Source organism: Glaciihabitans arcticus (genome assembly GCF_004310685.1).
Lineage (GTDB): Bacteria > Actinomycetota > Actinomycetes > Actinomycetales > Microbacteriaceae > Conyzicola > Conyzicola arctica.
Genome location: NZ_SISG01000002.1, coordinates 168,372 through 191,779, shown reverse-complemented (window position 1 = coordinate 191,779; position 23,408 = coordinate 168,372). Strand labels below are relative to the sequence as shown.

Here is a 23,408-nt window from a genome sequence, read left to right as displayed (position 1 = left end):
CACTACATGTAGTGGAATGACACGGCTGTGATTCCCGTTATATAGTGAGAACCCTCGCAGCAGCGATCGAAAGAAAGTCGCTAAGAGTTCACCACCCATCCACTCAGACAGAAGGAGGATCGAATTGGATAACGAAGACACCGTCGGCGGCTACGCAGTTCCCGTCGACCCAATGGATCTTCTGCAGTGCGACAGCTGCCAGTAGGCACTCGTACTCACTAAGACCCCCCAAAACCCCGGACACCAGCGATGGTGACCGGGGTTTTGTCGTTCTACGGTGACGTTACTTATACGTGTAGTGCGTTACACCGCGGACCACGCTGAACGCCGAACCCGCGTAAGCCACGACGACGACCTTCTTACGCGAGACGCCCGCGGGCACCTTGACGAGCAGCTTCGTGGAGCCGACGTGCGTGATCTTCGTGGAGAGGATGCCGCCGATCTTCACATCGGTGACGCCGGTGAGGCGCGAACCGGTGATGGTGATCGTGTTGCCGCCCGCGAGCTTGCCGGCCACCGGTGCCACCTTGGTGATATACGGCCCGGTATAGACGGCCGCGAACTGCAGCTTCACCGTTCCTCGGGTCTCCGTGATGTCGCCGGCCTGGAAGTAGTACGTGTGACCTGCGATGACCGGCACGTGCAGGACCGCACCGTGGCTGTTGAGGTCCTGGTCGAAGCCCGCCGGCATCATCCCGACAGTCGGCGATTCTTCGAACGCCGCGAGGTAGATCGTCGATGTGCTGCCCACCGTGGTGACGTCAACGGTGCCGGACGCGAGCGCGATCCACTTCCACCAGATCGAGTTCTGGCGCTTGTTGGCCGCGGTCTGCGGGTTGGAGGTCGGCTCGAAGCCGGTCTCGATGGTCGAACCGATCGTGGTCCCGGCGCTCGTCCAGCTGCCGCCAGTCATGGCCGGCGCCTTGCCCTTGTTGTCGTTCGACGGGGCCGCGTACGTGCCGACCAGGTTGACCTGCATCGATCCGGTCACCGAGGAGGCCGCCGACTGCGAGACGCTACCGACCTGGATCGCGTAGACCACATTCTTGGTGACGGAGAGGCTGGTGATGCGGGAGTGCTTGTCGCCCTGCGCGGCATCGTCGTTGGCGGCGATACGCACGGCGGTGTTCACTTTCGTGCCGGTGAACACGGCGAGCGAGGTCTCCTCGGTCGCACTGCCGTAGGTGTCGATGGTGACCGAACCGGTGGCCGGCGCCTTCCACTTGAGCCAGACGGTGTTGAAGATGCGCCAGCCCGACACCTCGTCGAAGGTCAGGCGCTCGCCGGTCTCGGTTCCGGCGGACTCGTTGTTGACGAAGTGCGTCCACGCTTCCCCGGTCGGCACGCCTGCCGCGGCGAACCTGTCGTTGAACGGGGCATCGCCGAACAGCGCCTGGGGATCCTGCGCGGGAGTCGGCTCGGGGTCGGGCGCCGCGACGGGCTCGTCGCCGGTGACGGTGAGCTCGACGAGAACGGGGGCGGGTACATCCACCGCACCGATCGCGGAGACCTGCACGTGATACGTCTCACCTGCTGTGACACGGGATGCCACGACGCCCGTCGCCGAGAACACGAGCTCGGCTGCCGTCTCGAGCGATGCGCCCGTGTACAGCGCGACGCCGGTCGAGTGGGTCGACGCGTGGAGGGCGATGCTCGCGTCCTCCGGCGCGGTCCAGCTGAGCCAGACGGTGCCGGTGCGGCTGACCGCGGGGTCGGGTGTGGCGAAAGCCTCGCCGGGCTCGAGGGTCGCTCCCGCGGTGTCGAGGTTGGCGATCCAGGTCGAACCGGATTGGACGAGTGCGTCGGCGAACGCGTCGCCGGCAGTGCCGGGAGTGGCGGCGAAGGCTCCGCCCGCGAGGGTGGCGGAGACGAGGCTCGCGACTGCGAGCCCGGCCGTGAACGAGGTGCGTGACATGGATTTCTCTTTCGTGAAGGTCGAGTGGCGTGCTGCCAGGACTTCACGGTACGAGCGGGGGTAGTGGGCTGATCAGAGTCACCGGTACTCAGATTGGCGCCCGCGATTACTCACTGGGCGGTGGCTACACTTATCGGGTGCCAGTGAACCCCGAGCTGCAGGGCCGAACCTTCGCCCCCACAGCGCCCTACCTCGTCGGGCGGGAGAAGGTGCGCGAGTTCGCCCGCGCCGTGCTCTCCACCAGCCCGCTCAACTCCGATCCGGAGGCCGCGCGCGCGGCCGGCTACAGCGATGTGGTCGCCCCGCCCACCTTCCCGATCGTCATCGGTGAGCTCACGCTCGCCCAGCTGCTCGCCGAGCCGGATGCCGGAATCGACTTCACCCGCGTCGTCCACGGTGACCAGCGCTTCAGCTACACCCGCCCGATCGTGGCCGGCGACGAGCTGACCGCGACCCTCGCCGTGACGGCGATCAAGTCACTCGGCGGGCACTCGATGGTCACCGCAGAGTCGACGATCGTCGACGGCACCGGTGCCCACGTGGTCACCGCCATCTCGACACTCGTAGTCAGGGGAGACGAATGAGCGACCTGACCGTCGGCGAGATCATCGCCGAGCAGACCTACGCCCTCACGCGCGACACCCTCGTGCGCTACGCCGGCGCCTCGGGCGACTTCAATCCCATCCACTACCGCGACGACGTGGCGACCTCGGTCGGCCTCCCGGGTGTGCTCGCGCACGGCATGCTCACCATGGGCTTCGCCGTGCAGCCGGTCGTCGACTGGCTCGGCGGTGACAGCGGCCGCGTGCTCGACTACCAGGTGCGCTTCACCCGCCCCGTGCTCGTGCCCGCCGAGGGCGAATCGGTCGTGACCGTCGTCGCCAAGGTCGGTGCACTGGATGACGCCGGGGCGCGCATCGACCTCACCGTGAGCTTCGACGACGCCACTGTGCTCGGCAAGGCCCAGGTTCGCGTTGCCCTCTGACCTGTCCGCTTATACGACCCTGCGCGTGGGTGGTCCGGCGCGACTGCTGATCGATCAGTACGAGTCGCTCGTCGACACGATGCGCGAGGTCTGGGAGAGCGGTGAGCCGTGGCTTGTGCTCGGTGGCGGATCCAACGTGGTCATCGGTGACGAGGGCTTCGACGGATCGGTGGTCCGCATCACCGACGCGGGCTTCGAGGCACGCGACAACGGTGACGGAACGGTGCGGGTCCGCGCGTCCGCCGGACACTCGTGGGACGCCCTCGTGGCCGAGACCGTGAGCCGCGGCTGGGCCGGCATCGAGGGCCTGAGCGGCATTCCGGGAACATGCGGGGCTGCACCCATCCAGAACATCGGAGCGTACGGGCAGGAACTGGCCTCGGTGCTGGTCTCGGTCGAGTTCCTCGACTACCTCACGGGTGACCTGGTCACGCTCAGTGCGGCGGAGCTCGAACTCAGCTACCGCCACTCGGCGCTCAAGGGCGGCCGCCTGGGCGTGGTGCTGTCGATCGACCTCGCACTGACCGCCACGGCAGACGGCCTCAGCGAACCGATCGCCTACGACCAGCTCGCCGGAGCGCTCGGTGTTGCACTGGGAGCCAGGGTTCCCCTCGCCGACGTGCGTGCGAGCGTGCTGCAACTGCGTGCCTCCAAGGGCATGGTGCTCGATCCGACCGACCCCGACACCGCGAGCGCCGGATCCTTCTTCACCAACCCGATCGTCGGCGAGAATTTCGCGCGCACCCTGCCCGAGGCCGCCCCGCGCTGGCTGATGGAGCCGGAGCCCGCCGACCGCGTGGTTCCCCTCGGCGAGGAGCCCGCACCGCCCGCCGAGCGCAGCGACTTCCGGGTCAAGCTGAGCGCGGCGTGGCTGATCGAGCGCGCCGGCATCCGTCGTGGATTCTCGCTGCCCGGGTCGAAGGCCGCGATCTCCAGTAAGCACACCCTCGCGATCACCAACACCGGGGGAGCGACGGCGACCGAGATCTCCGAGCTGGCCCGGTATGTGCAGACCCGCGTGTTCTCCGAGTTCGGAGTGCGGCTACAGCCCGAGCCGGTGTTCATCGGGCTGGAGCTCTAGCGCTCAGAGCAGTCCCAGCTCCATCGCCTTCGTCACGGCGCGCGTGCGGTCGCTCACCTCGAGCTTCTCGAATGCGTGCAGCAGGTGCGTCTTCACGGTGGCCTCGCCGACGAACAGGCGGGCGGCGATCTCGGGATTGCTGAGACCCTGAGCGACGAGCTTCAGCACTTCGGTCTCGCGGGCGGTCAGGGTCACCGCCGGCGTCTTCATGCGCTGCACGAGCAGGGCCGCGATCGCGGGGGCGAGTGCGACCTCGCCGCGAGCGACCGAACGGATGCCGGCCAAAATCTCCTCCTGCGGCGCCGCCTTCAGCAGGTAACCGCTCGCCCCCGCCTCGATCGCGGTGAGAATGCTGGCGTCGGACTCATAAGTGGTGAGAACCAGAATCCGGATGCCCGTGCTCCCCTTCACGATGCGTGCGGTGGCCTCGTCGCCATCGATGCCGGGCATGCGGAGATCCATGAGCACCAGGTCCGGCTTCAGCGACAGCGCGAGCTCCACGGCCTCGAGCCCCGTCGCGGCCTGGCCGATCACCTCGATGTCGTCGGCCGCGTCGAGCAGCGCAACGATGCCGCCGCGCACGATCGGATGGTCGTCGGCGACGAGGATGCGGATCACGACAAAGCTCCAGGCAGCGTCACGATCAAACGAGTGCCGGCCGGACTCGTCTCGAGATCGAGGGATCCGCTCACGAGCGCGAGCCGGTCACGCATGCCGCTGATGCCGTAGCCCTGCCCAACGGAGGCGGGGTCGAAGCCGGAGCCGTCGTCCTCGAGGGTCAGCGTGATCCCGCGCTCGCCGACCGTGAGTGCGAGCGCCGCCGAGCTCGCGCCCGCGTGCTTCCGCACGTTCGCGAGGCCCTCCTGCGCGCACCGGAGCAGCACGACCTCGGTGGCGCGGTCGAGGGGAGCCGTGACATCCACCTCGACAGGAATGCGGATGCCGGTCTCGCGCTCGAAGCGCTGCGCGAGTCGCTGCAGCGCCGGCCCGATGCCGCCGTCGTCGAGGGCGGCGGGAGAGGTCGCGGCGACGAGGGACCGGGTCTCGCTCAGGGCGAGGCGCGCGCTCTCCTCGAGCAGGGCGAGCTGCTGCTCGGCACCTGACACATCACCCGCGGCGAGGGATCGGCGCGACTGCTGGCTGAGCAGAACCAGCCCGGTGAGGTCCTGCGCGATTGTGTCGTGGATCTCACGCGCCAGCCGCTCGCGCTCACTCGTGACTCCCGCGTCGCGGCTCAGCGCGGCAAGGCTCGTCTGGGCGGCCTGCAGCTGTTCGACGAGGGCGAGGCGTTCGTCGCTGAGCTTCCAGATGCGGGAAATCCAGGTGCCCATGCCGATCGCGAAACCGAGGGAGAGCGCCGCGATGATCGCGGCCTCGCCGATCGAGTCGGTGCCGAGGCTCACGATGAGGCCGAAGAACACGCTCACGGCGGTCGCGGTGCTCGTCGCGATTGCTGTTCTCACGCTCGGTGCGATCGTCCACAGGATCGGATAGGTGATCGTCTGCATGGTGGCGAAGTTCGGGTCGAAGGCGACCAGCACCCCCGAGATGATCACGAGGAAGACCGCGTAACCGAGCGAGAGGCGAGGGCGGCCACCAGCCAGCCTGCCCACCGTGAACCACGCGAGAACGAAGACGACGAGGGTGATCACGCCGGCGACCCGCCACTCCTGCCGGTAGCCGTCGATGACGGCGACAGCGCCCACGATGAGGCTCACAGCGATCACCGCCGCGTGCCACCATCGCAAAGTCGCCATTCAGCTATCCTTGCGGATCCAGCGGAAGGTGAAGCGCGCCGCGACCAGGCCGACCACGAGCCAGAGCAGCGTCACGAGGGCAACGCCCGGCAGGTCCCAGCTGCCACTCTGCTCGAGGGTCTTGTAGCCGTCAGGCAGGAACACGGCCCGCATGCCCTGCGCCATCCACTTGAGCGGGAAGACGCTCGCCACGTTCTGCAGCCAGTCCGGCAGCTGCGTGAATGACAGGTAGACGCCCGAGATGAACTGCAGCACCAGCGTGATCGGGATGATGACCGCCGTCGCACTCTTGCCACTGCGGGGGAGCCCGCTGAGTGCGATCCCGAGTATCGCGGAAGTCACCACACCGAGCAGGAAGACCCAGGCGAATGTGAACCAGGCGGCCGGGTCATCCGGCAGTCGCACACCGAACACGACGCCGGCGAGCAGCAGGATCGCCGCGGCCTGCAGGGTGCCGGTCACGAGCACCTGCCCGATTTTGCCGAGGAAGTAGCTGAACACCGGGAGCGGTGTGCCGGCGAGGCGCTTGAGGGTGCCGTCGCCCTTCTCCATGGCGATGTCGACGGCCATGTTCTGCAGCCCGCTGAGCAGCACCCCGGCTGCGAGCATCGCTGGCAGGTAGAAGGCGGCGGCGCTCACATTGTTGCCGTCATCGTCGACGCCGAAGCTGGTCTCGCTGAAAGCCGTCGAGAAGATGGTGAGCATCACGAGCGGGAAGAGGAACGTGAAGAAGACGGTGTCGCCCTGGCGGAAGTACTGGCGCACCTCGTAGCCGACGCGGCGCGAGCCGAGGGTCAGGGTGTTGGTCATGATGCGTCCTCGCTGATTGAGCCTGTCGAAATCGAGCTTGTCGAAGTGACCAGCCCGAGATACACATCCTCGAGCGACGGCCGGATGATCTCGAGCCCCGGCACCTCGAGTCCAAGCCTCGTCTGCAGTGAGGCGATGAGCGCCCCCGGCTCGGTGGTGAGCTGCTCGCGCGGGCCGCCCTCCGTCCAGCGGACGATCGGGGTGCGGGCCTCGGCCCCGCCGATCTCGGTGATGGTGCCGATATCGATGAGCCGCCCGCCCGCGATGACCCCGGCCCGGTCACCGAGCTGGGCGGCCTCGTCGAGGTAGTGCGTGGTGAGCAGGATCGTCGTGCCCTCACGCTTCAGCTGCCGGATGAGGTCCCAGAACTGGTGCCGCGCCTCCGGGTCGAAGCCGGTGGTGGGTTCGTCGAGAAAGAGAAGCTCGGGGCGTCCGATCACGCCGAGAGCGACATCCACCCGCCGTCGCTGGCCGCCCGAGAGATTGCGGATGAGTGTCTTCTGTTTGCTCTCCAACCCGACAGCTGCGATCACCTCGTCCACAGTGCGCGGGTTCGGATAGAACGAGGCGAAGTGGCTGAGTTGCTCCCGCACGGTGACCGCGCCGCTTTCGCCGGAACTCTGCAGCACGATTCCGAGCCGGGCCTTCCAGTCGAGGCCACCCCTGCTCGGATCCACGCCGAGCACCGTGGCCTCGCCGCCGGAGCGATCGCGGTAGCCCTCGAGTATCTCAATCGTCGTGCTCTTGCCGGCGCCGTTCGGGCCGAGGAGCGCGAAGGTCTCGCCGCGCTGAATGTCGAAGGTCACGCCGTCGAGCGCGACGAAGGATCCGTAGCTTTTACGCAGGTCGCGCACGCTCACGACGGGGTCGGTAGTGGTCATGTACCCATCGTGGACGCAGGAAGCGCCTCTGGCCAGCGGTGTGCCGGTGGAACTTCCCCTCCACCGATCGGTGGAGCTACGTACGCAATACCCCCCGAACGGGGGACGTGCTAGCGTGGAAGAGACCCGAATTAGTAAAGATGACTAACAAACTCGGAGGTGCCTTTTGATGAACACCATGTCTCACCCAGCGAAGCGCTGGTCGGCCGCAATCCTCGGTGCAACACTCGCCGTGGCGGGGGCTGTTGTCGCCGCGCCGCTCTCGGCGCAGGCCGCGCCGAACGTGCGTGCCCACACGATCACCGGCTACTGGCAGAACTTCGACAACGGGGCGACCAACCTCAAGCTGTCGCAGATCCCCGACGCGTACGGCATCGTCGCCGTGGCATTCGCGGACGCCTCACCGACAGTCGGAGGCATCACCTTCACCCTCGACCCCGCGCTGACCTCCGCGCTCGGCGGCTACGACAAGGCGCAGTTCATCGCCGACATCGCGACACTCAAGTCGCAGGGACGCCAGGTGGTCATCTCGGTGGGCGGCCAGAATGGCGCCATCTCACTGCCGGATGCCGGCGCGGCCAACGCGTTCGCGACCTCCACCTACGCACTGATGCAGGAGTACGGTTTCGACGGCGTCGACATCGACCTCGAGAACGCCCCGAACCTCGTCAACATGACCTCGGCGCTGCGCCAGCTCTCGGGACTCGCCGGCGACGATTTCGTGCTCACTATGGCGCCGGAGACGATCTACGTGCAGCCGGGAGGGTCGTACCTCGCACTCATCGACGAGGTCGCCGACCTCATCACCGTGGTGAACACGCAGTACTACAACTCGGGATCCATGCTCGGACGTGACGGAAAGGCCTACAGCTCGGGCACCGTCGACTTCCAGACGGCGCTCGCCGACATTCTGCTCGACGGTCACCTGCGCGCTGACCAGGTCGGACTCGGCCTGCCCGCCTCGCCCTCCGGTGCCGGCAGCGGCTACGTGAACCCGACGGTTGTGAACGCGGCCTACGACTGCCTCACTGTCGGGGTGAACTGCGGCTCATACAAGCCCGCGGCCAAGTACCCGACCCTGCGCGGTGCGATGACCTGGTCGATCAACTGGGATGCGTCCAACGGCTACAACTTCGCGAACGTCGTCGGCCAGCACCTGGGATCCCCGCCGGTCGAGCCGGAGGATCCGGAAGAGCCCACCGATCCGACCGACCCGGGCGCCACGACCTGGACGGCCGGCCAGGTCTACGTCGGCGGTGACACCGTGCTCTACAACGGAGTGACCTACCGCGCCGCATGGTGGACGCAGGGCGACGTCCCCGGCGCCGACCAGTGGGGGCCGTGGAAGGTCGTCTAACGTTCTGAAAAGGGGGCAGCCGGAGTGGCTGCCCCCATTTCTTATGCTCTTTGTGAAGCGGCCCGGATGATCGCCGCAACGATGGCCCCGACCACGATCAGCCCGCCGACGGCCGCGATGCTCCACAGCACCACCGTTCCCGTGATGAGGGCTGGATCAACCAGGGATCCGGTGATGGCGAGCCCCGCGATGATGAGCAGGATCACGCCCCAGCTGAGGGTGCCCCACCGGGGTCCGGGGCGGGTGGGGGTTGTCGTCTCGTCGGTCATCAGTTCTCGTCCTCCGTGGCTGTTCCTGCGCTGACGACGTCTATCGATCCGCCGCCCATGATGATGTTGAGTTCGAGGGTCCTGGTGAACTCGTCACCCTGTTCGAAGCCCTCGGGGATGAATTCCTCGCGGCGGATGAGCAGCGGGCCGCCGGTTCGCACGTTGTCGTTCTGCTCGATCGCGAGTCGGCCGCCGCCCATCGTGGCGGTGAGATCCACGTACTGGTCGTCGGGCACGATCACCCGCAGCGAGCCGCCGCCCATAACGAAGTTGATGCGGTCGTCGGGGTCGGCCGTGCCGGTCGTCGAGGCCGAGGAGTTGTAGTAGTCCCGCAGGTCGAGGGTGGTCGATCCGCCGCCGAGCACGTAGTTGTCGGTGCTGCGGGTCTCGCTCGTGTCGTTGCGCGGCGAGTAGCCGTCCGCCGCGACCGGCGAGAAGTTACCGCCGAGCGGCACGCCGCTCGTGGCGACGAGCACCACGATCACGGGAACCGCGAACCCGCCCGGGCCTCCCGAACGCTTGCCGAGTGCGCCGGCGGCGAGCACGCCGAGTCCGAGCACGGCGAGGGCGGATCCGAGCGACGCCCGCATCACGCTCACGTCGAAGGTCTCGCCGCCGCCCACCGCGAGGGCGACGATCGCTCCCACGAGGATGGCGGTGCCCACCACGATGAACGAGACGAGGTGGTTGGGGCGCGAGCGCTCGCGCTCCTCGTTATAGAGCCGAGCGCGTTCCGCGCTGGCCGCGCGAGCTCGTGCACGGGCCTCCTGGCTGGCTGCGGTGGCCTGCTGGTTGCGCCAGTTGGCGTGCTGCGCCTTCCACTCGGCCTGGCTGGTACGCCAGGCTGCGACATCCTCGGGCAGTGCACCGGTCGGGGGAGCGGGCGGCTCGGGGGTGGTGAAGGAAGTGGCCGTGGGCGTGGGCGTCCCGTTGCTGCGCTGTGCCACCCAGATGAGGAACCAAACGAGGGCGCCGATGAGCAGGAGGGTCCAGATGCCGCGGCCGAGGCCCGAGCCCCAGTTGCCCCAGTCGCCGTAGCCCGGGAAGAACCACAGGCCCGGCGCGGCGGGGATGAAGGAGAGGGCCACCATCGCGCCGATGCCGGCGAGCGGCGCCTCGAAGCGGCCGGCGATGGCCTCTTCGAGGTGGATCTTGTTGCCCGAGTCGGGCAGCAGCAGCCAGGCGGCGGCGTAGAGCAGCAGCGCGGGTGCGCCGAACAGGGCGAGCACCACGAGGATGCCGCGCACGATGAGCGGGTCGATGCCGGTGCGCTGGGCGATGCCGCCGGCGACGCCGCCGATCCAGCCATCCTGGCGTCGGATGCCGAGCGAGCGCATCCAGGAGAAGAAGCGTGTGTCGTTGGCCGGGGGTGTCTCCGGCGTGGGCCCTGCTGTGGGCGGTTCGGTAGTGGACATACCTCGATGGTGGCCGAGCCCGGCGCGCGCAGCTATGGGGTATTCCCCTGATCGCACCCTGACTTCGGGTTCGGGGCGGGCTTTCTCTGCTTGGATTCAAGGGTGACCCCTCGACCTCCCCTGCTGCGCGAGCGCTCCAACGCGCTCGGCGGGGTAAGTGAGGCCGTCGCTCTGCACCTCGGCTGGAAGCTCGGCACGGTGCGCTTCGCCTTCATCGCCTCCACCCTTCTGGGCGGGGCGGGCGCGTTGCTGTACCTGTGGCTGTGGGCGCTGGTTCCTCTGGTTCCGGATGACGCGGCGCCCGTCACCCGCCGTGCCCCCGTCGCCGCCCTGCTCGTCGGAGCGGGTGCGATCGCCGCGATCATCGTCGCGACGGCCGCGACCGGAGCTGACGCGCTCGCCACCAACGCCCTCATCGCCGTCGTGCTCACGATCGGCGCGGCCGTCGCGTGGAGCCTGACCCTGGATCGCACCGACCCCGACCGCACGCGCGAGTACGCGCTGTGGGTGCGAGGTCTCGGATCGGGCATCCTCCTGGTGACGGGGCTGGTCGTGCTGCTCTCGCGTCCGGCCGCCATCAACGCGGTGCTCGCCGTCGGACTCATCGTGCTCGGCGTCGGCGTGGTGGTCGCGCCCCGGGTGGTCGCCCTGTGGGCGGAGCTGCAGGCCTCGCAGACGGCGCGCGTGCGCGATGAGCAGCGGGCGGAGATCGCGGCACACCTGCACGACTCGGTGCTGCAGACGCTGGCGTTGATCCAGAACCGGGCGGGGGCGTCATCCGAAGTCGCTCGCATCGCGCGCGCCCAGGAGCGCGAGCTGCGCGACTGGCTGTTCACCGGCTCGGCCCCCGTCGACGCGGATCTCGCCTCTGAACTGCGCGAGATCGCCGCACTCATCGAGCTGGACTACGCCGTGCGCATCGACGTGGTCGCGGTCGGCGAGTTCGGCCCGTCACCTTCGGCACTCGTCGCAGCCGCGCGTGAGGCGATGCTGAACGCGGCCCGGCACGCGGGCGGCGAGGTGTCGGTGTACCTCGAGTCCACGGTCTCGGCTATCGACGTGTTCGTGCGCGATCGCGGCCCCGGCGTCGACCTCGACTCGGTGCCCGATGACCGGCTCGGCATCAGAGAATCGATCATTGGCCGGATGTCCCGTGCCGGTGGTTCGGCCACCATCGGCGTCGGTGCGGACGGCACCGGAACCGAGATCCACCTGCACCTGGAGGTGCCCCATGACTAGCGTGATCATCGTCGACGACCACTCCATCTTCCGCTCGGGGTTGCGCGCCGACCTCGACTCCTCCGTCGAGGTGCTCGGTGAGGCCGCGACGGTGGATGACGCCGTGGCGCAGATCGCCGCCCTGCTGCCCGAGGTCGTGCTGCTGGACGTCCACCTGCCCGGGGGCGCCGGCGGCGGGGGAGCCGAGGTGCTGCGCCGCTCGGCAGCCCTGCTCGACCGGGTACGGTTCCTCGCTCTCTCGGTCTCCGATTCCGCCGAGGACGTGGTGGGCGTGATCCGGGCCGGAGCCCGCGGGTACATCACGAAGGGCTCGTCAGGGCTCGAGGTCTCGCGGGCCGTTGCGGCCGTGGCATCCGGAGACGCCGTCTTCTCGCCCCGTCTGGCCGGCTTTGTGCTCGATGCCTTCGGCGCTGTCACCGGTGAACAGGCAGCCACCGATGACGAGCTCGACCGGCTCAGCGCCCGGGAGCAGGAGGTCATGCGCCTCATCGCCCGCGGTTTCGCCTACAAGGAGGTGGCGGCGTCCCTCTTCATCTCGATCAAGACGGTCGAGACCCACGTCTCGGCGGTGCTGCGCAAGCTGCAACTGAGCTCCCGCCACGAGCTCACGGCCTGGGCGCTCGAGCGCAAGCTGCTGTAGGGCCCGGCCGAGTTGCCCAAAAACGTCCTCTCAATGCCCTCCTAGGCAGCAGAAGTGGGCAACTCGTCAGCGACGCCGTGCCAGAACGGTTCGCACACGCGCAACCAACTCCTCCGGGCTTCTCAGATCGTCTGCGTTGATCTCCATGACGTACCAGCCCTCGGCCTCGAGTTTGGATCGACGCGTCATGTCCTTTCGCCACTGCTCGCGAGTGCGGTGGTAGTCCCCCTGGTACTCGAGAATCACCCTGTGTTCGCGAAAGGTGAAGTCGGGGCGAAGATGTCGTCCCGTGTCCGTATCGACGAGCGCGTGATTGATGTCCGGTGAGGGGAGGCCGGCCACGGCGAGGATTACCCGCAACTCCGACTCGGGAGGTGACTCCGCGCGGTCGCTCAGCAACGGCAACGCCTTTCGCAGATTGATTGCACCGCGAGCACGACCGAAGCTCTCGACGGCGCGGGAGAGTTCGTCGCGCTCGGCCAGCGGCAGGCGCCAGTGAATGATGTAGTCGCCGGCCGCTACCAGGTCGGCGAACCTGACCATCGAAGCGAGATCGAGCCATGTTCGAACAGGGGATGTCACGCGCACGCCGCGCATCACCACACCGTCGCGTTCCGTGAGTCGGGACCGGTGACCGATGATGCCGGCCGCGTGAGGCGCCCGACGGGGAGCGGCGACGCTCACGTGGAGCCGGGCATCCCGTTCCGACCACCAGGGCACCGGGATGCCGATCAGACGCGCCGCCGTCGAGTGGCTGAACAGTGATTCGGTGGGAAGTCGCGACGAGAACAACGCCGCCCGGTGAAGCAGGTCAGCGTCAGCGACAGTGCTTGCTCGAACGCCCCACACAGTTGCGTCGAGATCGCTCGCCCTCAGGCGACCTGGGCTTACTCCGTTGTGGAGGGCTTCCCGGACGGAAAAGCGCCTGTCAACGAATGCGGGCGGAAGGCTTTCGGGGTGCATCGAAGAATCTTGCGCTTCGCCTTAGTCCTACGGCTCGAGCTCTCCACACGGGGATCGAGTCGCCCGAAAACGTCCTCTTCGCCAAGGATCAGGCAGCAGAAGTGGGCAACTCGGCGGGGGAACCTACTCCCGCACCCCGAACAGCCCCTGCAGGCGCTGCACGCCCTCGAGCAGCGGCGCGTCACCGAGCGCGTACGACAGGCGCAGGTACCCCGACGGTCCGAATGCCTCGCCGGGCACCACCGCGACCTCGACCTGGTCGAGGATCAGATCGGCCAGCTCGAGCGAGGTGGTCGGCGTGACACCGCCCCACTCGCGACCGAGCAGGCCGGTCACGTCGGGGTACACGTAGAAGGCGCCTTCCGGCGTCGGGCAGATGACGCCCGGGATGCGGTTCAGCTCCGCAACGATCACGTCGCGACGGCGTTCGAACGACTGGCGCATCTCCTCAACGGCGTCCTGCGGGCCGGTGAGTGCCTCGATGGCGGCACGCTGCGAGATGTTGGACACGTTGGATGACAGGTGGGACTGCAGGTTGGATGCTGCCGCGATGACGTCTTTCGGGCCGACCATCCAACCGAGTCGCCATCCGGTCATGGCGTAGGTCTTGGCGACACCGTTCACGAGGATGGTGGTGTCGGCGAGGGCGGGCACGGCGGAAACGATCGAGTGCGCCACGACCCCATAAACGAGGTTCTGGTAGATCTCGTCGGCGATGATCCAGATGCCGTGCTCCAGTGCCCACTCGCCGATGGCGCGGGTCTGCTCGAGCGTGTAGACGGCACCGGTCGGGTTGGACGGCGAGACGAAGAGCAGAACCTTGGTGCGGTCGGTGCGTGCGGCTTCCAGCTGTTCGACGGTCACGAGGTAGTCCTGGTCGCTTCCGGCGAACACCTCGACGGGTACTCCGCCCGCGAGCTTCACGGCCTCGGGGTAGGTCGTCCAGTACGGCGCGGGCAGGATGGCCTCGTCGCCCGGGTCGAGAAGGGTCGCGAAGGCCTGGTACACAGCCTGCTTGCCGCCATTGGTCACGATGACCTGCGATGGCTCGACGGTCAGCCCGCTGTCGCGTGCCGTCTTGAAGGCGATCGCCTGGCGCAGTTCGGGGAGACCTGCGGCCGGCGTATAGCGGTAGTTCTTCGGATCGAGCACGGCGTTGGATGCGGCGTCGACGACGTTCGACGGGGTGGCGAAGTCCGGCTCGCCCGCCGCATAGCTGATCACGGGGCGGCCCTGCGCCTGGAGCGCCTTGGCTTTCGCATCCACTTTCAGGGTGGCAGACTCGGCGATGGCGGCAATTCTCTGCGAGATTCGGTTCACCCGATAATCTTAAGGCCGAGATTGGGTGAGGCGTGATCATGCCTTACACTTGACCCGGTAGGTGAAATCCTCCATGCTTTCGCGCGCCCTCTCCGCACATCCAGTGCGTAGAACTGTGTGGTGAAGCGCCCGTGCCGACACTCCGGTGTCAGCGCAAAGGGCGGTGGCTCAATTGGTAGAGCAGCGGTCTCCAAAACCGCAGGTTGCAGGTTCGAGTCCTGTCCGCCCTGCAGGTTCCCCCACACACTCCGTGTGGGGCGCCGGCACGACAACGACGCAGTCGCACATGTACGACTGTCGGAAGGTAGTGAAAGTGGCTAGAAAAATCATCGACGAGCCCAGCGAGGACGTCGTCGCCAATGCCCGCAAGGACCGCGCTGACAAGCGTGGACCCCTCGGGCGCTTCACCCTGTTCATGCGCCAGGTCGTCGCAGAGCTGAAGAAGGTCGTCACCCCGACCCGCAAAGAGCTCATCAGCTTCACGCTGGTCGTGCTCGTGTTCGTCATCATCATGATGGCGCTCGTCTCGGGCCTCGACTGGGTCTTCTCGTTCGTTGTGAACATCGTGTTCGGCAACGGCACACCCGCCTAACCGGCCCCCACATCTTCAGCGCCGCAGTGCGCCGATAACCGCTTCAAAGAAATGGAATGAGATCCCGTGTCTGACAACCACCGCGACGATATCGACCTCGCGACGGCAGCCGAGCAGTCCTCCGAAGAGGACGAGTTCCAGGAGGGCAACACCCTCGCCGCCGACGAGAACTCGGTGGACTCCGCTGAGCACGCGGCCATCCACGTTGAAGAAGACGAAGAGGGTGACCTCGCCGGTCTCCTCGAGGCTCTCGACGCAGCTATGGATCCCGAAGCCGACAAGATCGTCGACGACGCGCTTGACATCGATTCAGCGGATGAAGCCGACGCCTCTGTTGCGGCGACGGATGACGAAGCCGATCTCGAGGCCGAAGAAGAGGCCAACGAGTCCCACGATGTCGCCCCCTACGACGGGCCGGAACTGGGTGACGACGAAGCTGCGGCCGAGGTCGACCCCGACGCCGATCCCTACGAGGCATTCCGCGCCGAGCTCAAGGCCAAGCAGGGCAAGTGGTACGTCATCCACTCGTATGCAGGTTTTGAGAAGCGCGTGAAGCAGAACATCGAGAACCGCAAGGTTTCCATGACCATGGAAGAGTTCATCTACCAGGTCGAGGTTCCGATGGAAGACGTCGTCGAGATCAAGAACGGCCAGCGCAAGCTCGTCAACCGCGTGCGCATCCCCGGATACGTGCTCGTGCTCATGGACCTCAACGAGGACTCCTGGTCGGTCGTGCGTCACACCCCCGGCGTCACCGGCTTCGTGGGCAACGCCCACAACCCGACGCCGCTGCGTTTCGAGGAGGCCTTCAACATGCTGAAGAGCCTCGTTCAGATCGTCGAGGCCCCGGCCTCGAAGACCCCCGGCGGCAAGGGCAAGACGCCGTCGCGTGCGATCCCTGCCGAGATCGACTTCGAGATCGGCGAGACCATCACGATCAAGGAGGGTTCGTTCGCGGGCCTTCCCGGTTCGATCAGCGAGATCAAGCCGGAGAGCGGCAAGCTCACCGTGCTCGTGTCGCTCTTCGAGCGTGAGACCCCGGTCGAGCTCAGCTTCGACCAGGTCACCAAGCTTTAGCCCCGGCTGAAGAAGTCACCGCGCCCAACCGGGTGGCGGGAGAGAGGCTCGCAAGAGTCACTCGAACAGAAAAGGAAAAAGAATGGCACCGAAGAAGAAAGTCACTGGTCTGATCAAGCTTCAGATCAACGCTGGCGCTGCCAACCCCGCCCCGCCTATCGGCCCGGCACTGGGACAGCACGGCGTGAACATCATGGAGTTCTGCAAGGCGTACAACGCTGCGACCGAGTCGCAGCGCGGCAACGTCATCCCCGTTGAGATCACCGTGTACGAAGACCGCTCGTTCACCTTCATCCTGAAGACCCCGCCCGCGGCGGAGCTCATCAAGAAGGCTGCCGGCGTCGCCAAGGGTTCGGGAACGCCGCACACCGTCAAGGTTGCGAAGCTGACCAAGGACCAGGTTCGCGCTATCGCCGAGCAGAAGATGGTCGACCTCAACGCCAATGACGTTGAAGGCGCGATGAAGATCATTGCGGGCACCGCTCGCTCTATGGGAATCACGGTGGACGCATAATGGCCAAGAACTCCAAGTCCTACAAGGCAGCACTCGAGAAGATCGAGGAAGGCAAGTTCTACACGCCGAGCGAGGCAGTCAATGTCGCTCGCGTGACGGGCTCCGCAAAGTTCGACTCCACGATCGAGGTCGCCCTCAAGCTCGGTGTCGACCCCCGCAAGGCAGACCAGATGGTTCGTGGAACCGTCATCCTGCCGCACGGAACCGGCAAGACCGCCCGCGTCATCGTCTTCGCAACCGGCCCCGCTGCTGAGGCAGCTATCGCCGCTGGCGCAGACGAGGTCGGTGGCGCTGAGCTCATCGAGAAGGTTGCCGGCGGTTACACCGCGTTCGACGCAGCCGTCTCGACCCCTGAGCTCATGGGCCAGGTCGGTCGTCTCGGTAAGGTACTCGGCCCGCGTGGCCTTATGCCGAACCCGAAGACCGGTACCGTGACGATGGACACCGCCAAGGCTGTGTCCGACATCAAGGGTGGAAAGATCGAGTTCCGCGTCGACAAGCACTCCAACGTGCACTTCGTCGCCGGCAAGGCCTCCTTCACCGAGGAGCAGCTCGCTGACAACATCAAGGCAGCTCTCGACGAGATCGTTCGCTCGAAGCCGTCCAGCTCGAAGGGCCGCTACATCACCAAGGGCACCGTTTCGACGACCTTTGGTCCGGGCATCCCGCTCGACATCAACGCGCTGGTCTAGTGCTTGATGGTGCGCCGCCGCTGCTGCGGCGCACGCCAGTTTGTTAAGGGAAGGGGTCCGCTTCGGCGGGCCCCTTTTCTGCACTCCCGACAGGAGATGACATGACCACCATTATTCGACGTGCGATTCGGGATGACGCTGCGCTCCTGCACGCGCTGGCCGTGGCGACCTTCGCCCTCGCGTGCCCTCCCGGCACAACGCCCGAGGCGATCGCCGACTTCATCGGCACCCATCTCTCGGAGGCCAGGTTCGGCGACTATCTCGCCGACCCCGCCCGGGATCTGTTCATCGGCGAGGTCGACGGCACTCCCGCCGGGTACACCATGCTCGTGTTCGCAGAGCCCTCGGATCCCGACGTCGCGTCGGTCGTCACCGTGCGCCCGACCGCTGAGCTCAGCAAGGTCTACGTGCTCGAGGGCTTCCACGGATCGGGTCTGGCTCGCGAGCTCGTCGGCGCAACCGTGGATGCCGCACGCGAGCGGGGCGCGGCGAGCGTCTGGCTCGGGGTCAACGAATTGAACCCGAATGCGAACCGGTTCTACGAGAAGCAGGGCTTCGAGCGCGTCGGCACCAAGAAGTTCCTGGTGGGCGAGCGCTGGGAAGATGACTTTGTACGGACGCTGGAGCTATAAGAATCGCGCCAGCGATTCCGCGACGCCAGTCCCGAAGGAGCCTGCGACTGAGGTTTCGCTGGAGCTATAAGAATCGCGCCAGCGATTCCGCGACGCCAGTCCCGAAGGAGCCTGCGACTGAGGTTTCGCTGGAGCTATAAGAATCGCGCCAGCGATTCCGCGACGCCAGTCCCGAAGGAGCCTGCGACTGAGGTTTCGCTGGAGTTCTAGTAGTCAGAGACCTTCAGCACGATCTTGCCCCGGGTGTGACCGGCTTCGAGGGCGGTGTGGGCTGCCGCTGCATCGTCGAGGTCGAAGACCTGGTCGACGAAGACGCGCACGTCTCCCGACTCGAGCAGCCTCGAGATGACCGCGAGGGTGGAGCCGTCGCCGGCTACCTTGTAGCTCGTGGCACGGAGCCCGGCAGAGGCCGCGTCGTCGAGGAAGGTGGGCCAGCTTCCGGTGGGGGCGTTGATGATGAGGCCGCCCGGGCGGAGGACGCCGAGCGAGCGGGATCCCGTGTCATCGTGCACATTGCCGACAAGATCGATGACGACGTCGACACCCGAGACGACGTCTTCGAAGCGGGTCGACGTGTAATCGATGGCCTGGTGCGCGCCGAGCTCGGTAAGCCAGCCGACGTTGCGCTCCGAGCCGGTGGCGATCACGTGGGCACCGAAGTAGCGGGCGAACTGCACGGCGAAGTGGCCCACCCCGCCGGAGCCGGCGTGGATGAGGATGCGCTGACTCTCGTGTGCCTTGGCGACCTCGACGACCATGCCCCACGCGGTGAGCGCGGCGAGGGGAACTCCGGCCGCCTCGACGTGAGAGAGCGACTTGGGCTTGCGCGCGATGCTGAGACTGTGCACGGCGAGGAACTCGGCGTAGCTGCCTGTCGCTCTCGGGAACGAGGACATTCCGTACACCTCGTCGCCGACCTTGATCGGGTGCGCCTCGTAGGGCGTCTCGACGACGATCCCGCTGAAGTCGTTGCCGAGCACAGCGGGGTAGGACGCGATGGCGGCGGAGATGCCGCGACCGGCCCGGGTCTTGGCCTCGATCGGGTTGATGCCGGCGGCGATGACCTTGACCAGGAATTCGGAGTTGACCTTGCCCGGTTTGTCCACCTCGGCGGTCCGCAGCACGTCGGGGGTGCCCGTGGCATCCATCACGATTGCTCGCATAGTCGTCATCATCGCCCTTTCTTGCGTTACCCCAGTAAAGGGGGCCAATGATTCGGTGTTGTTACGGCGAGGTTCCTTCATTGTCAACAAAAGTGCCGCCGCTAGTCTGGTCTGGAAACATGTTCGTAAGAGGGGTAGACAAATGGGTACAGGTTTACGGCTCTTCCGGGCAGGAAACTAGTGGGTGCCGACGAGCCGCCGGTCTCCAATCCGCGGGTTCGGGTGCGCGATATCCGCCTGCTGAGCGACAACTGGTACCGCCTGCACACCACGACCTTCGACTACCAGGGTGCCGACGGAGCCTGGTCCAGCCAGTCCCGCGAGACCTACGACCGCGGCAACGGGGCGACGATCCTGCTGTACGACTCGACGCGGCGCACGGTGCTGCTGACCGCGCAGTTCCGGTACCCCGCATATGTGAACGGTCATCCCGACGGCATGCTCATCGAGACCGCGGCCGGCCTGCTCGACGATGACGACCCGGAGACGGCGATCCGACGGGAGGCGATCGAGGAGACCGGGCACCGCGTCGGCGAGGTCGAGCACGTCTTCGATGCGTTTATGAGCCCCGGCTCGGTGACCGAGCGCCTGCACTTCTACGCCGCGCCCTACGACTCCTCGACCCGCGAGCACGCGGGCGGCGGACTCGCGCACGAGGGTGAGCACATCGATCTCGTCGAGCTCGACATCGATGAAGCGCTCGGGATGATCGGCTCAGGCATCGCGGACGCCAAGACGATCATGCTGCTCCAGTGGGCCGTGCTGAGTGGCCCGTTCAGCGGGCGAGCGCCGCGCTGACCGCCGCGCGGGTTGTGGCGACGTAGTCGCGCATGCCGTCATCCCGGGCCGGAACGCGTTCGAGCACAGAGTGCGGCAGGCCGGCGTGCCACAGCTCCGCGACGGACACCGGATGCACCGGGTCGCGTTCGGCCGCGATCACCGTGGCCGGCAGGTCGACCGAGGCGATCTCCTCGCGGGTGAACGCTGCGTGCCGCGGGATCTCGATCAGCCGAAGAGCGCGCGCGACGGCCTCGGGCTTCTTGAACTGCTCGATCGCACCCTCCGCGCCCAGCGGGGAGGCTGCCTCGAGCTCGGCGAAGTAGTCGGTCTCGCGGAACAGCTTCTCGGCCCGACGCGCTCCGTGGTCGCGCAGCAGCGCGCCCATCACGGGAAACGCGGCGAGGTTCGCGGGCAGCGGCCGGTCGGTGAACGCGGGACGCACGAAGACCAGTCGCTCGATATCGAGGTCGCCGCGCAGGGCGAGGCGCAGCGCGAGGGCCGCGCCCATCGAGATGCCGAGGATCGTGAGCGGGCCGTGGGGCAGTGACGCGGCGACCTCGCCTGCAAGAGCGTCGAGTGTGAAGTGCTCCGCGCTGCCGATGAGGGTGGATGTACCGTGCGCCCGCACATCAGGGGCGAAGACGACGGCGCCCTCGGGTAGCGCTGGCTGAAGCAGGCTCATGGGCTGGCGGCGATCCCCGCCCAGCCCGTGGAGCAGCACGAACGTCACCGTCGGCGGCCCATCAGCTCGAGCAGCTGGTTGGCGAGCCCCACGAGGATGTGGATCTGGTTGTCGTCGCGGTCGATCCAGGTGCACGTCGGCTCGGGGTCGACGGGCACGAAGTTCTCGTGGTGCTCCCAGACGAGCAGGGTGCGCTCGGCGCCGAGCACGTACTGCTGCCACCAGATCTGGCGCAGGTACGAGCGGGGCACGGACTTCCACGGGCTGCTCGAGGTCTTGATTTCGGCGAGAACGAGCGTGCCGTCGATCACGGCGACGCCGTCGGGGGTGGCGAGGTGGCGGCGTTCGTGTGCGGAGTGGAACAGCGCGGCGCTCGGCTCGATGCGGTGGTGGGCGCGCACCCAGCGGGCGATGTGGGGTTCACGCTCGACTCCGTGATCGGTGTAGGCGTTGCCACCGAATCCCGAACCGTACATCTTCTCGAGCGAGACGGCCCTGAGGGCTTTCGGACCGCTGAGGCGGGCGACGTCGGTTGCGGTGACGCCGGTGCTGCGCGCGCGCAGCCAGGCCACCCGATCGGTCGACTGCGCGAGGATGCGTGCCGTGTGGTCGGGAGCGGGCTCGTCCCAGAGGGAGAGGGTCGGCTGCACGAAGGTCACGGTTCTATTGTCGCGCGTTCGACCGACTTAGCCGGCCATGGCGTCAATACTTTCGGGGCTGAGCGCGTGGTGAATCGCCAGCATGCTCGCCCCGATCACCGCCGCATTCGCCCCGGCGCTCGACTGCACGATGGTGAGGTGCTCGGTCGCGAGCGGCATGGAGCGCGTGTAGACGACCTCGCGCACCCCGGCGATGAGGTGTTCGCCGGCGCGGGCCATGGATCCGCCGATCGCGATCACAGAGGGGTTCATCAGGCTCACGCACGCAGTGAGCACCTCGCCGATGTCGCGTCCGGCCTGGCGCACCGCCTGGATGGCCTCGATATTGCCGCGCTTGACGAGGCTCACGACGTCCTGCGGGCTCTCGACGTCGACGCCCGCTCGGCGCAGAGCGCTCGCGATAGCCGGACCCGAAGCCATCGCCTCGAGGCAGCCGCGGTTGCCGCAATGGCAGGGCACGCCGGCGCCGCTCGCGATCTGCACGTGGCCGATGTCGCCCGCGATGCCCTGGGCGCCGCGCTGCAGGCGTCCGCTCGAGATCACGCCGGAGCCGATGCCGGTGGCGACCTTGACGAACAGCAGGTGCTCGACCTGCGGCCAGGCGAAGGCCTGTTCGCCGAGCGCCATGATGTTGACGTCGTTGTCGACGAGCACGGGCACCTCGAGGTGCTGCTGCACGTAGCCGGGCACGTCGTAGCGATCCCAGCCGGGCATGATCGGCGGGTTGATCGGGCGTCCGGTACTGTGCTCGACGGGGCCGGGGAGGCCGATCCCGATGGCGATGAGGTCCTTGGCGCTGCGGTCGATCTCACCGAGGAGTGTGCGGCCGGCTTCGATCATCCAGGTCAGTGTCTTCTCGGGACCGTCGGAGATGTCGATCGGCCCGCTGTGCTGGGCGAGAGTCGCGCCCGTGAGGTCGGTGACGGCGAGACTCGCGTGCGAGGCTCCGAGGTCGGCGGCGAGCACGACCTTGGCGGAAGGGTTGAGGGCGAACTGCGAGGAGGGCCGTCCGCCGGTCGACTGCGCGTCTCCGACGGATCCGACGAGGCCCAGTTCCATCAGCGCGTCGACGCGGAGGGCGATGGTCGACCGCGCGAGCCCCGTGAGGTTCGCGAGCTCGGCGCGTGTGCGCGGTTGGCCGTCGCGCAGCATCTGGAACAGTTCACTTGCGCCCGAGACGCCCAGCGCCGATCCTCGGCTGATGTCCACCATGCGGAAAGTAAACCACAGCGGCACCGGCCCCAAGCCCAATTACTTTCGTCGAGTGACTAGCAAAAGATGCCAAGCCTGTGTCAGAATCGGGGAATGACAACGACGGTCATCACCGAGCACTCCGCCCGCGCAACCCGGCTGCACCCTCCGCTGCTTGCCGTGACCGGCCTGACGGCTCACGCCCTCGGTCGCGCCGGCGTGACCGACGTGTCGTTAGACCTGACGAGCGGCAGCATTCACGGTGTCTACGCTGCTGCCGGAGCCGGGGCATCCACTCTCACCGCGGTGATCGCCGGAGAGCTCGTTCCCACCGCCGGGTCGATCGCCCTCGACGGCTCGAGCGCCCCCACCCCGCGCGATCTGCTGCGCGGAGGAGTGACGGTTCTGCGATCGCGCAGCAGCCTGCTGCCCGGTCGTTCCATCGCGGCAAACATCTTCCTCGGCCGCGAGCCACGCTGGTGCGGGCTCGTTGACCTCGAGACGATGCGGGCGGATGCAGCGGCCACTCTTTCCGCACTGGGCGCGTCCCTCGATCTCGACGCCCGCGTCGCACTGCTGTCCCGCTCCGAACAACGCCTCGTGGAATTGGCCCGCGCGTTCGCCTCCGATGCCCGCCTCGTGGTCGTCGATGACACCAGGACAGAGCCGGACGCTGCGCTCTCGCCCGCGCTCGCCGCCCTCGCGGCGAACGGCGCGGCCGTATTGCGCATCTCCGCCGACATTGCCGAACTGGTCGCGGGTTCCCACAGCGTGTCCTCGATCTGAGTCGACAT

Annotated in this window: 26 protein-coding genes and 1 tRNA gene; 14 read left to right on the top strand and 13 right to left on the bottom strand. The window is 67.1% G+C overall.

Going from position 1 to position 23,408, the window contains the following annotated elements; all coding sequences use genetic code 11:
* Nucleotides 1-283: 283 nt before the first annotated feature.
* Nucleotides 284-1,915 (bottom strand): IPT/TIG domain-containing protein, encoded by a 1,632-nt coding sequence (locus EYE40_RS15070; protein WP_130983089.1) that lies wholly within the window; start codon nucleotides 1,913-1,915, stop codon nucleotides 284-286.
* Between the two features lie 137 nt (nucleotides 1,916-2,052).
* Here EYE40_RS15070 and EYE40_RS15065 point away from each other — a divergent pair, with 137 nt between their 5' ends.
* Genes EYE40_RS15065 through EYE40_RS15055 form a run of 3 tightly spaced genes read left to right on the top strand, consistent with a single transcriptional unit; the run spans nucleotide 2,053 to nucleotide 3,981 of the window.
* On the top strand, nucleotides 2,053-2,499 hold the full coding sequence (locus tag EYE40_RS15065) for a MaoC family dehydratase N-terminal domain-containing protein (RefSeq protein ID WP_130983088.1): 447 nt from the start codon (nucleotides 2,053-2,055) through the stop codon (nucleotides 2,497-2,499).
* Nucleotides 2,496-2,900 carry a MaoC/PaaZ C-terminal domain-containing protein gene (locus EYE40_RS15060; RefSeq protein ID WP_130983087.1) on the top strand — a complete coding sequence of 135 codons (405 nt, stop codon included), beginning with the start codon at nucleotides 2,496-2,498 and terminating at the stop codon, nucleotides 2,898-2,900. The genes EYE40_RS15065 and EYE40_RS15060 overlap by 4 nt, the downstream gene beginning before the upstream one ends.
* A complete protein-coding gene (locus EYE40_RS15055) occupies nucleotides 2,890-3,981 on the top strand; it encodes a UDP-N-acetylmuramate dehydrogenase (RefSeq protein WP_130983086.1) in 1,092 nt (363 codons plus the stop codon). The genes EYE40_RS15060 and EYE40_RS15055 overlap by 11 nt, the downstream gene beginning before the upstream one ends.
* Before the next feature lie 3 nt (nucleotides 3,982-3,984).
* Here the strand turns inward: EYE40_RS15055 and EYE40_RS15050 are convergent, their stop codons facing one another.
* The 4 genes from EYE40_RS15050 to EYE40_RS15035 are packed head-to-tail and all read right to left on the bottom strand — an operon-like array spanning nucleotide 3,985 to nucleotide 7,429.
* Entirely contained in the window at nucleotides 3,985-4,599 is a 615-nt protein-coding gene (locus tag EYE40_RS15050) for a response regulator (RefSeq protein ID WP_130983085.1), read from the bottom strand.
* Nucleotides 4,596-5,738, bottom strand: coding sequence for a sensor histidine kinase (locus EYE40_RS15045; protein WP_130983084.1), 1,143 nt, complete (start codon nucleotides 5,736-5,738; stop codon nucleotides 4,596-4,598). The genes EYE40_RS15050 and EYE40_RS15045 overlap by 4 nt, the downstream gene beginning before the upstream one ends.
* Nucleotides 5,739-6,548, bottom strand: coding sequence for an ABC transporter permease (locus EYE40_RS15040; RefSeq protein ID WP_130983083.1), 810 nt, complete (start codon nucleotides 6,546-6,548; stop codon nucleotides 5,739-5,741).
* A complete protein-coding gene (locus EYE40_RS15035; protein WP_130983082.1) occupies nucleotides 6,545-7,429 on the bottom strand; it encodes an ABC transporter ATP-binding protein in 885 nt (294 codons plus the stop codon). Before EYE40_RS15035 ends, EYE40_RS15040 begins: the two co-directional genes overlap by 4 nt.
* A gap of 178 nt (nucleotides 7,430-7,607) precedes the next feature.
* Between EYE40_RS15035 and EYE40_RS15030 the strand changes: the two genes are divergently transcribed.
* Complete coding sequence (locus EYE40_RS15030) at nucleotides 7,608-8,786, top strand: glycosyl hydrolase family 18 protein (protein WP_204742279.1); 1,179 nt, start codon at nucleotides 7,608-7,610, stop codon at nucleotides 8,784-8,786.
* A gap of 41 nt (nucleotides 8,787-8,827) precedes the next feature.
* On the opposite strand, the gene EYE40_RS15025 is transcribed toward EYE40_RS15030, so the two are convergent.
* Both EYE40_RS15025 and EYE40_RS15020 read right to left on the bottom strand, forming a co-directional pair.
* Nucleotides 8,828-9,055, bottom strand: coding sequence for a hypothetical protein (locus EYE40_RS15025; RefSeq protein WP_130983080.1), 228 nt, complete (start codon nucleotides 9,053-9,055; stop codon nucleotides 8,828-8,830).
* Nucleotides 9,055-10,470: a PspC domain-containing protein gene (locus tag EYE40_RS15020; protein WP_130983079.1), complete on the bottom strand. Its 1,416-nt coding sequence runs from the start codon at nucleotides 10,468-10,470 to the stop codon at nucleotides 9,055-9,057. The genes EYE40_RS15025 and EYE40_RS15020 overlap by 1 nt, the downstream gene beginning before the upstream one ends.
* A gap of 102 nt (nucleotides 10,471-10,572) precedes the next feature.
* On the opposite strand from EYE40_RS15020, the gene EYE40_RS15015 reads away from it, so the two are divergent.
* Complete coding sequence (locus EYE40_RS15015) at nucleotides 10,573-11,709, top strand: PspC domain-containing protein (protein ID WP_240034868.1); 1,137 nt, start codon at nucleotides 10,573-10,575, stop codon at nucleotides 11,707-11,709.
* On the top strand, nucleotides 11,702-12,349 hold the full coding sequence (locus tag EYE40_RS15010) for a LuxR C-terminal-related transcriptional regulator (RefSeq protein ID WP_130983077.1): 648 nt from the start codon (nucleotides 11,702-11,704) through the stop codon (nucleotides 12,347-12,349). Before EYE40_RS15015 ends, EYE40_RS15010 begins: the two co-directional genes overlap by 8 nt.
* Nucleotides 12,350-12,415: 66 nt before the next feature.
* Here EYE40_RS15010 and EYE40_RS15005 read toward each other — a convergent pair whose 3' ends face one another.
* Nucleotides 12,416-13,141, bottom strand: coding sequence for a DUF559 domain-containing protein (locus EYE40_RS15005; protein ID WP_161972413.1), 726 nt, complete (start codon nucleotides 13,139-13,141; stop codon nucleotides 12,416-12,418).
* 294 nt (nucleotides 13,142-13,435) lie between these two features.
* Nucleotides 13,436-14,632 (bottom strand): pyridoxal phosphate-dependent aminotransferase, encoded by a 1,197-nt coding sequence (locus EYE40_RS15000; protein WP_130983075.1) that lies wholly within the window; start codon nucleotides 14,630-14,632, stop codon nucleotides 13,436-13,438.
* Nucleotides 14,633-14,789: 157 nt separating this feature from the next.
* Between EYE40_RS15000 and EYE40_RS14995 the strand changes: the two genes are divergently transcribed.
* From EYE40_RS14995 to EYE40_RS14970, 6 genes are all read left to right on the top strand, one after another.
* Nucleotides 14,790-14,862 (top strand) — tRNA-Trp (locus EYE40_RS14995).
* An 83-nt stretch (nucleotides 14,863-14,945) separates the two neighbouring features.
* The gene (secE, locus tag EYE40_RS14990) at nucleotides 14,946-15,224 is read left to right on the top strand and encodes a preprotein translocase subunit SecE (RefSeq protein ID WP_161972412.1); all 279 of its coding nucleotides are present in this window, start codon (nucleotides 14,946-14,948) and stop codon (nucleotides 15,222-15,224) included.
* A gap of 66 nt (nucleotides 15,225-15,290) precedes the next feature.
* Entirely contained in the window at nucleotides 15,291-16,301 is a 1,011-nt protein-coding gene (gene nusG / locus EYE40_RS14985) for a transcription termination/antitermination protein NusG (RefSeq protein WP_130983073.1), read from the top strand.
* An 82-nt stretch (nucleotides 16,302-16,383) separates the two neighbouring features.
* Nucleotides 16,384-16,815, top strand: a complete 432-nt coding sequence (rplK, locus tag EYE40_RS14980; protein WP_130983072.1) for a 50S ribosomal protein L11 — start codon at nucleotides 16,384-16,386, stop codon at nucleotides 16,813-16,815.
* Nucleotides 16,815-17,507, top strand: a complete 693-nt coding sequence (rplA, locus tag EYE40_RS14975; RefSeq protein ID WP_130983071.1) for a 50S ribosomal protein L1 — start codon at nucleotides 16,815-16,817, stop codon at nucleotides 17,505-17,507. The genes rplK and rplA overlap by 1 nt, the downstream gene beginning before the upstream one ends.
* A gap of 101 nt (nucleotides 17,508-17,608) precedes the next feature.
* Nucleotides 17,609-18,139, top strand: coding sequence for a GNAT family N-acetyltransferase (locus EYE40_RS14970; protein WP_130983070.1), 531 nt, complete (start codon nucleotides 17,609-17,611; stop codon nucleotides 18,137-18,139).
* A gap of 206 nt (nucleotides 18,140-18,345) precedes the next feature.
* On the opposite strand, the gene EYE40_RS14965 is transcribed toward EYE40_RS14970, so the two are convergent.
* Nucleotides 18,346-19,302, bottom strand: coding sequence for an NADP-dependent oxidoreductase (locus EYE40_RS14965; protein WP_240034867.1), 957 nt, complete (start codon nucleotides 19,300-19,302; stop codon nucleotides 18,346-18,348).
* 180 nt (nucleotides 19,303-19,482) lie between these two features.
* Between EYE40_RS14965 and EYE40_RS14960 the strand changes: the two genes are divergently transcribed.
* Complete coding sequence (locus EYE40_RS14960; RefSeq protein ID WP_130983068.1) at nucleotides 19,483-20,100, top strand: NUDIX domain-containing protein; 618 nt, start codon at nucleotides 19,483-19,485, stop codon at nucleotides 20,098-20,100.
* Here EYE40_RS14960 and EYE40_RS14955 read toward each other — a convergent pair.
* The 3 genes from EYE40_RS14955 to EYE40_RS14950 are packed head-to-tail and all read right to left on the bottom strand — an operon-like array spanning nucleotide 20,078 to nucleotide 22,635.
* Nucleotides 20,078-20,803, bottom strand: a complete 726-nt coding sequence (locus EYE40_RS14955; protein WP_161972411.1) for an alpha/beta fold hydrolase — start codon at nucleotides 20,801-20,803, stop codon at nucleotides 20,078-20,080. The genes EYE40_RS14960 and EYE40_RS14955 overlap by 23 nt on opposite strands.
* Nucleotides 20,804-20,808: 5 nt before the next feature.
* The gene (locus EYE40_RS15460; RefSeq protein WP_161972410.1) at nucleotides 20,809-21,423 is read right to left on the bottom strand and encodes a YqaJ viral recombinase family protein; all 615 of its coding nucleotides are present in this window, start codon (nucleotides 21,421-21,423) and stop codon (nucleotides 20,809-20,811) included.
* 27 nt (nucleotides 21,424-21,450) lie between these two features.
* Nucleotides 21,451-22,635, bottom strand: a complete 1,185-nt coding sequence (locus EYE40_RS14950) for an ROK family transcriptional regulator (protein WP_130983066.1) — start codon at nucleotides 22,633-22,635, stop codon at nucleotides 21,451-21,453.
* Between the two features lie 93 nt (nucleotides 22,636-22,728).
* Between EYE40_RS14950 and EYE40_RS14945 the strand changes: the two genes are divergently transcribed.
* Nucleotides 22,729-23,400 (top strand): ATP-binding cassette domain-containing protein, encoded by a 672-nt coding sequence (locus EYE40_RS14945; protein ID WP_130983065.1) that lies wholly within the window; start codon nucleotides 22,729-22,731, stop codon nucleotides 23,398-23,400.
* Nucleotides 23,401-23,408 lie beyond the last annotated feature (8 nt).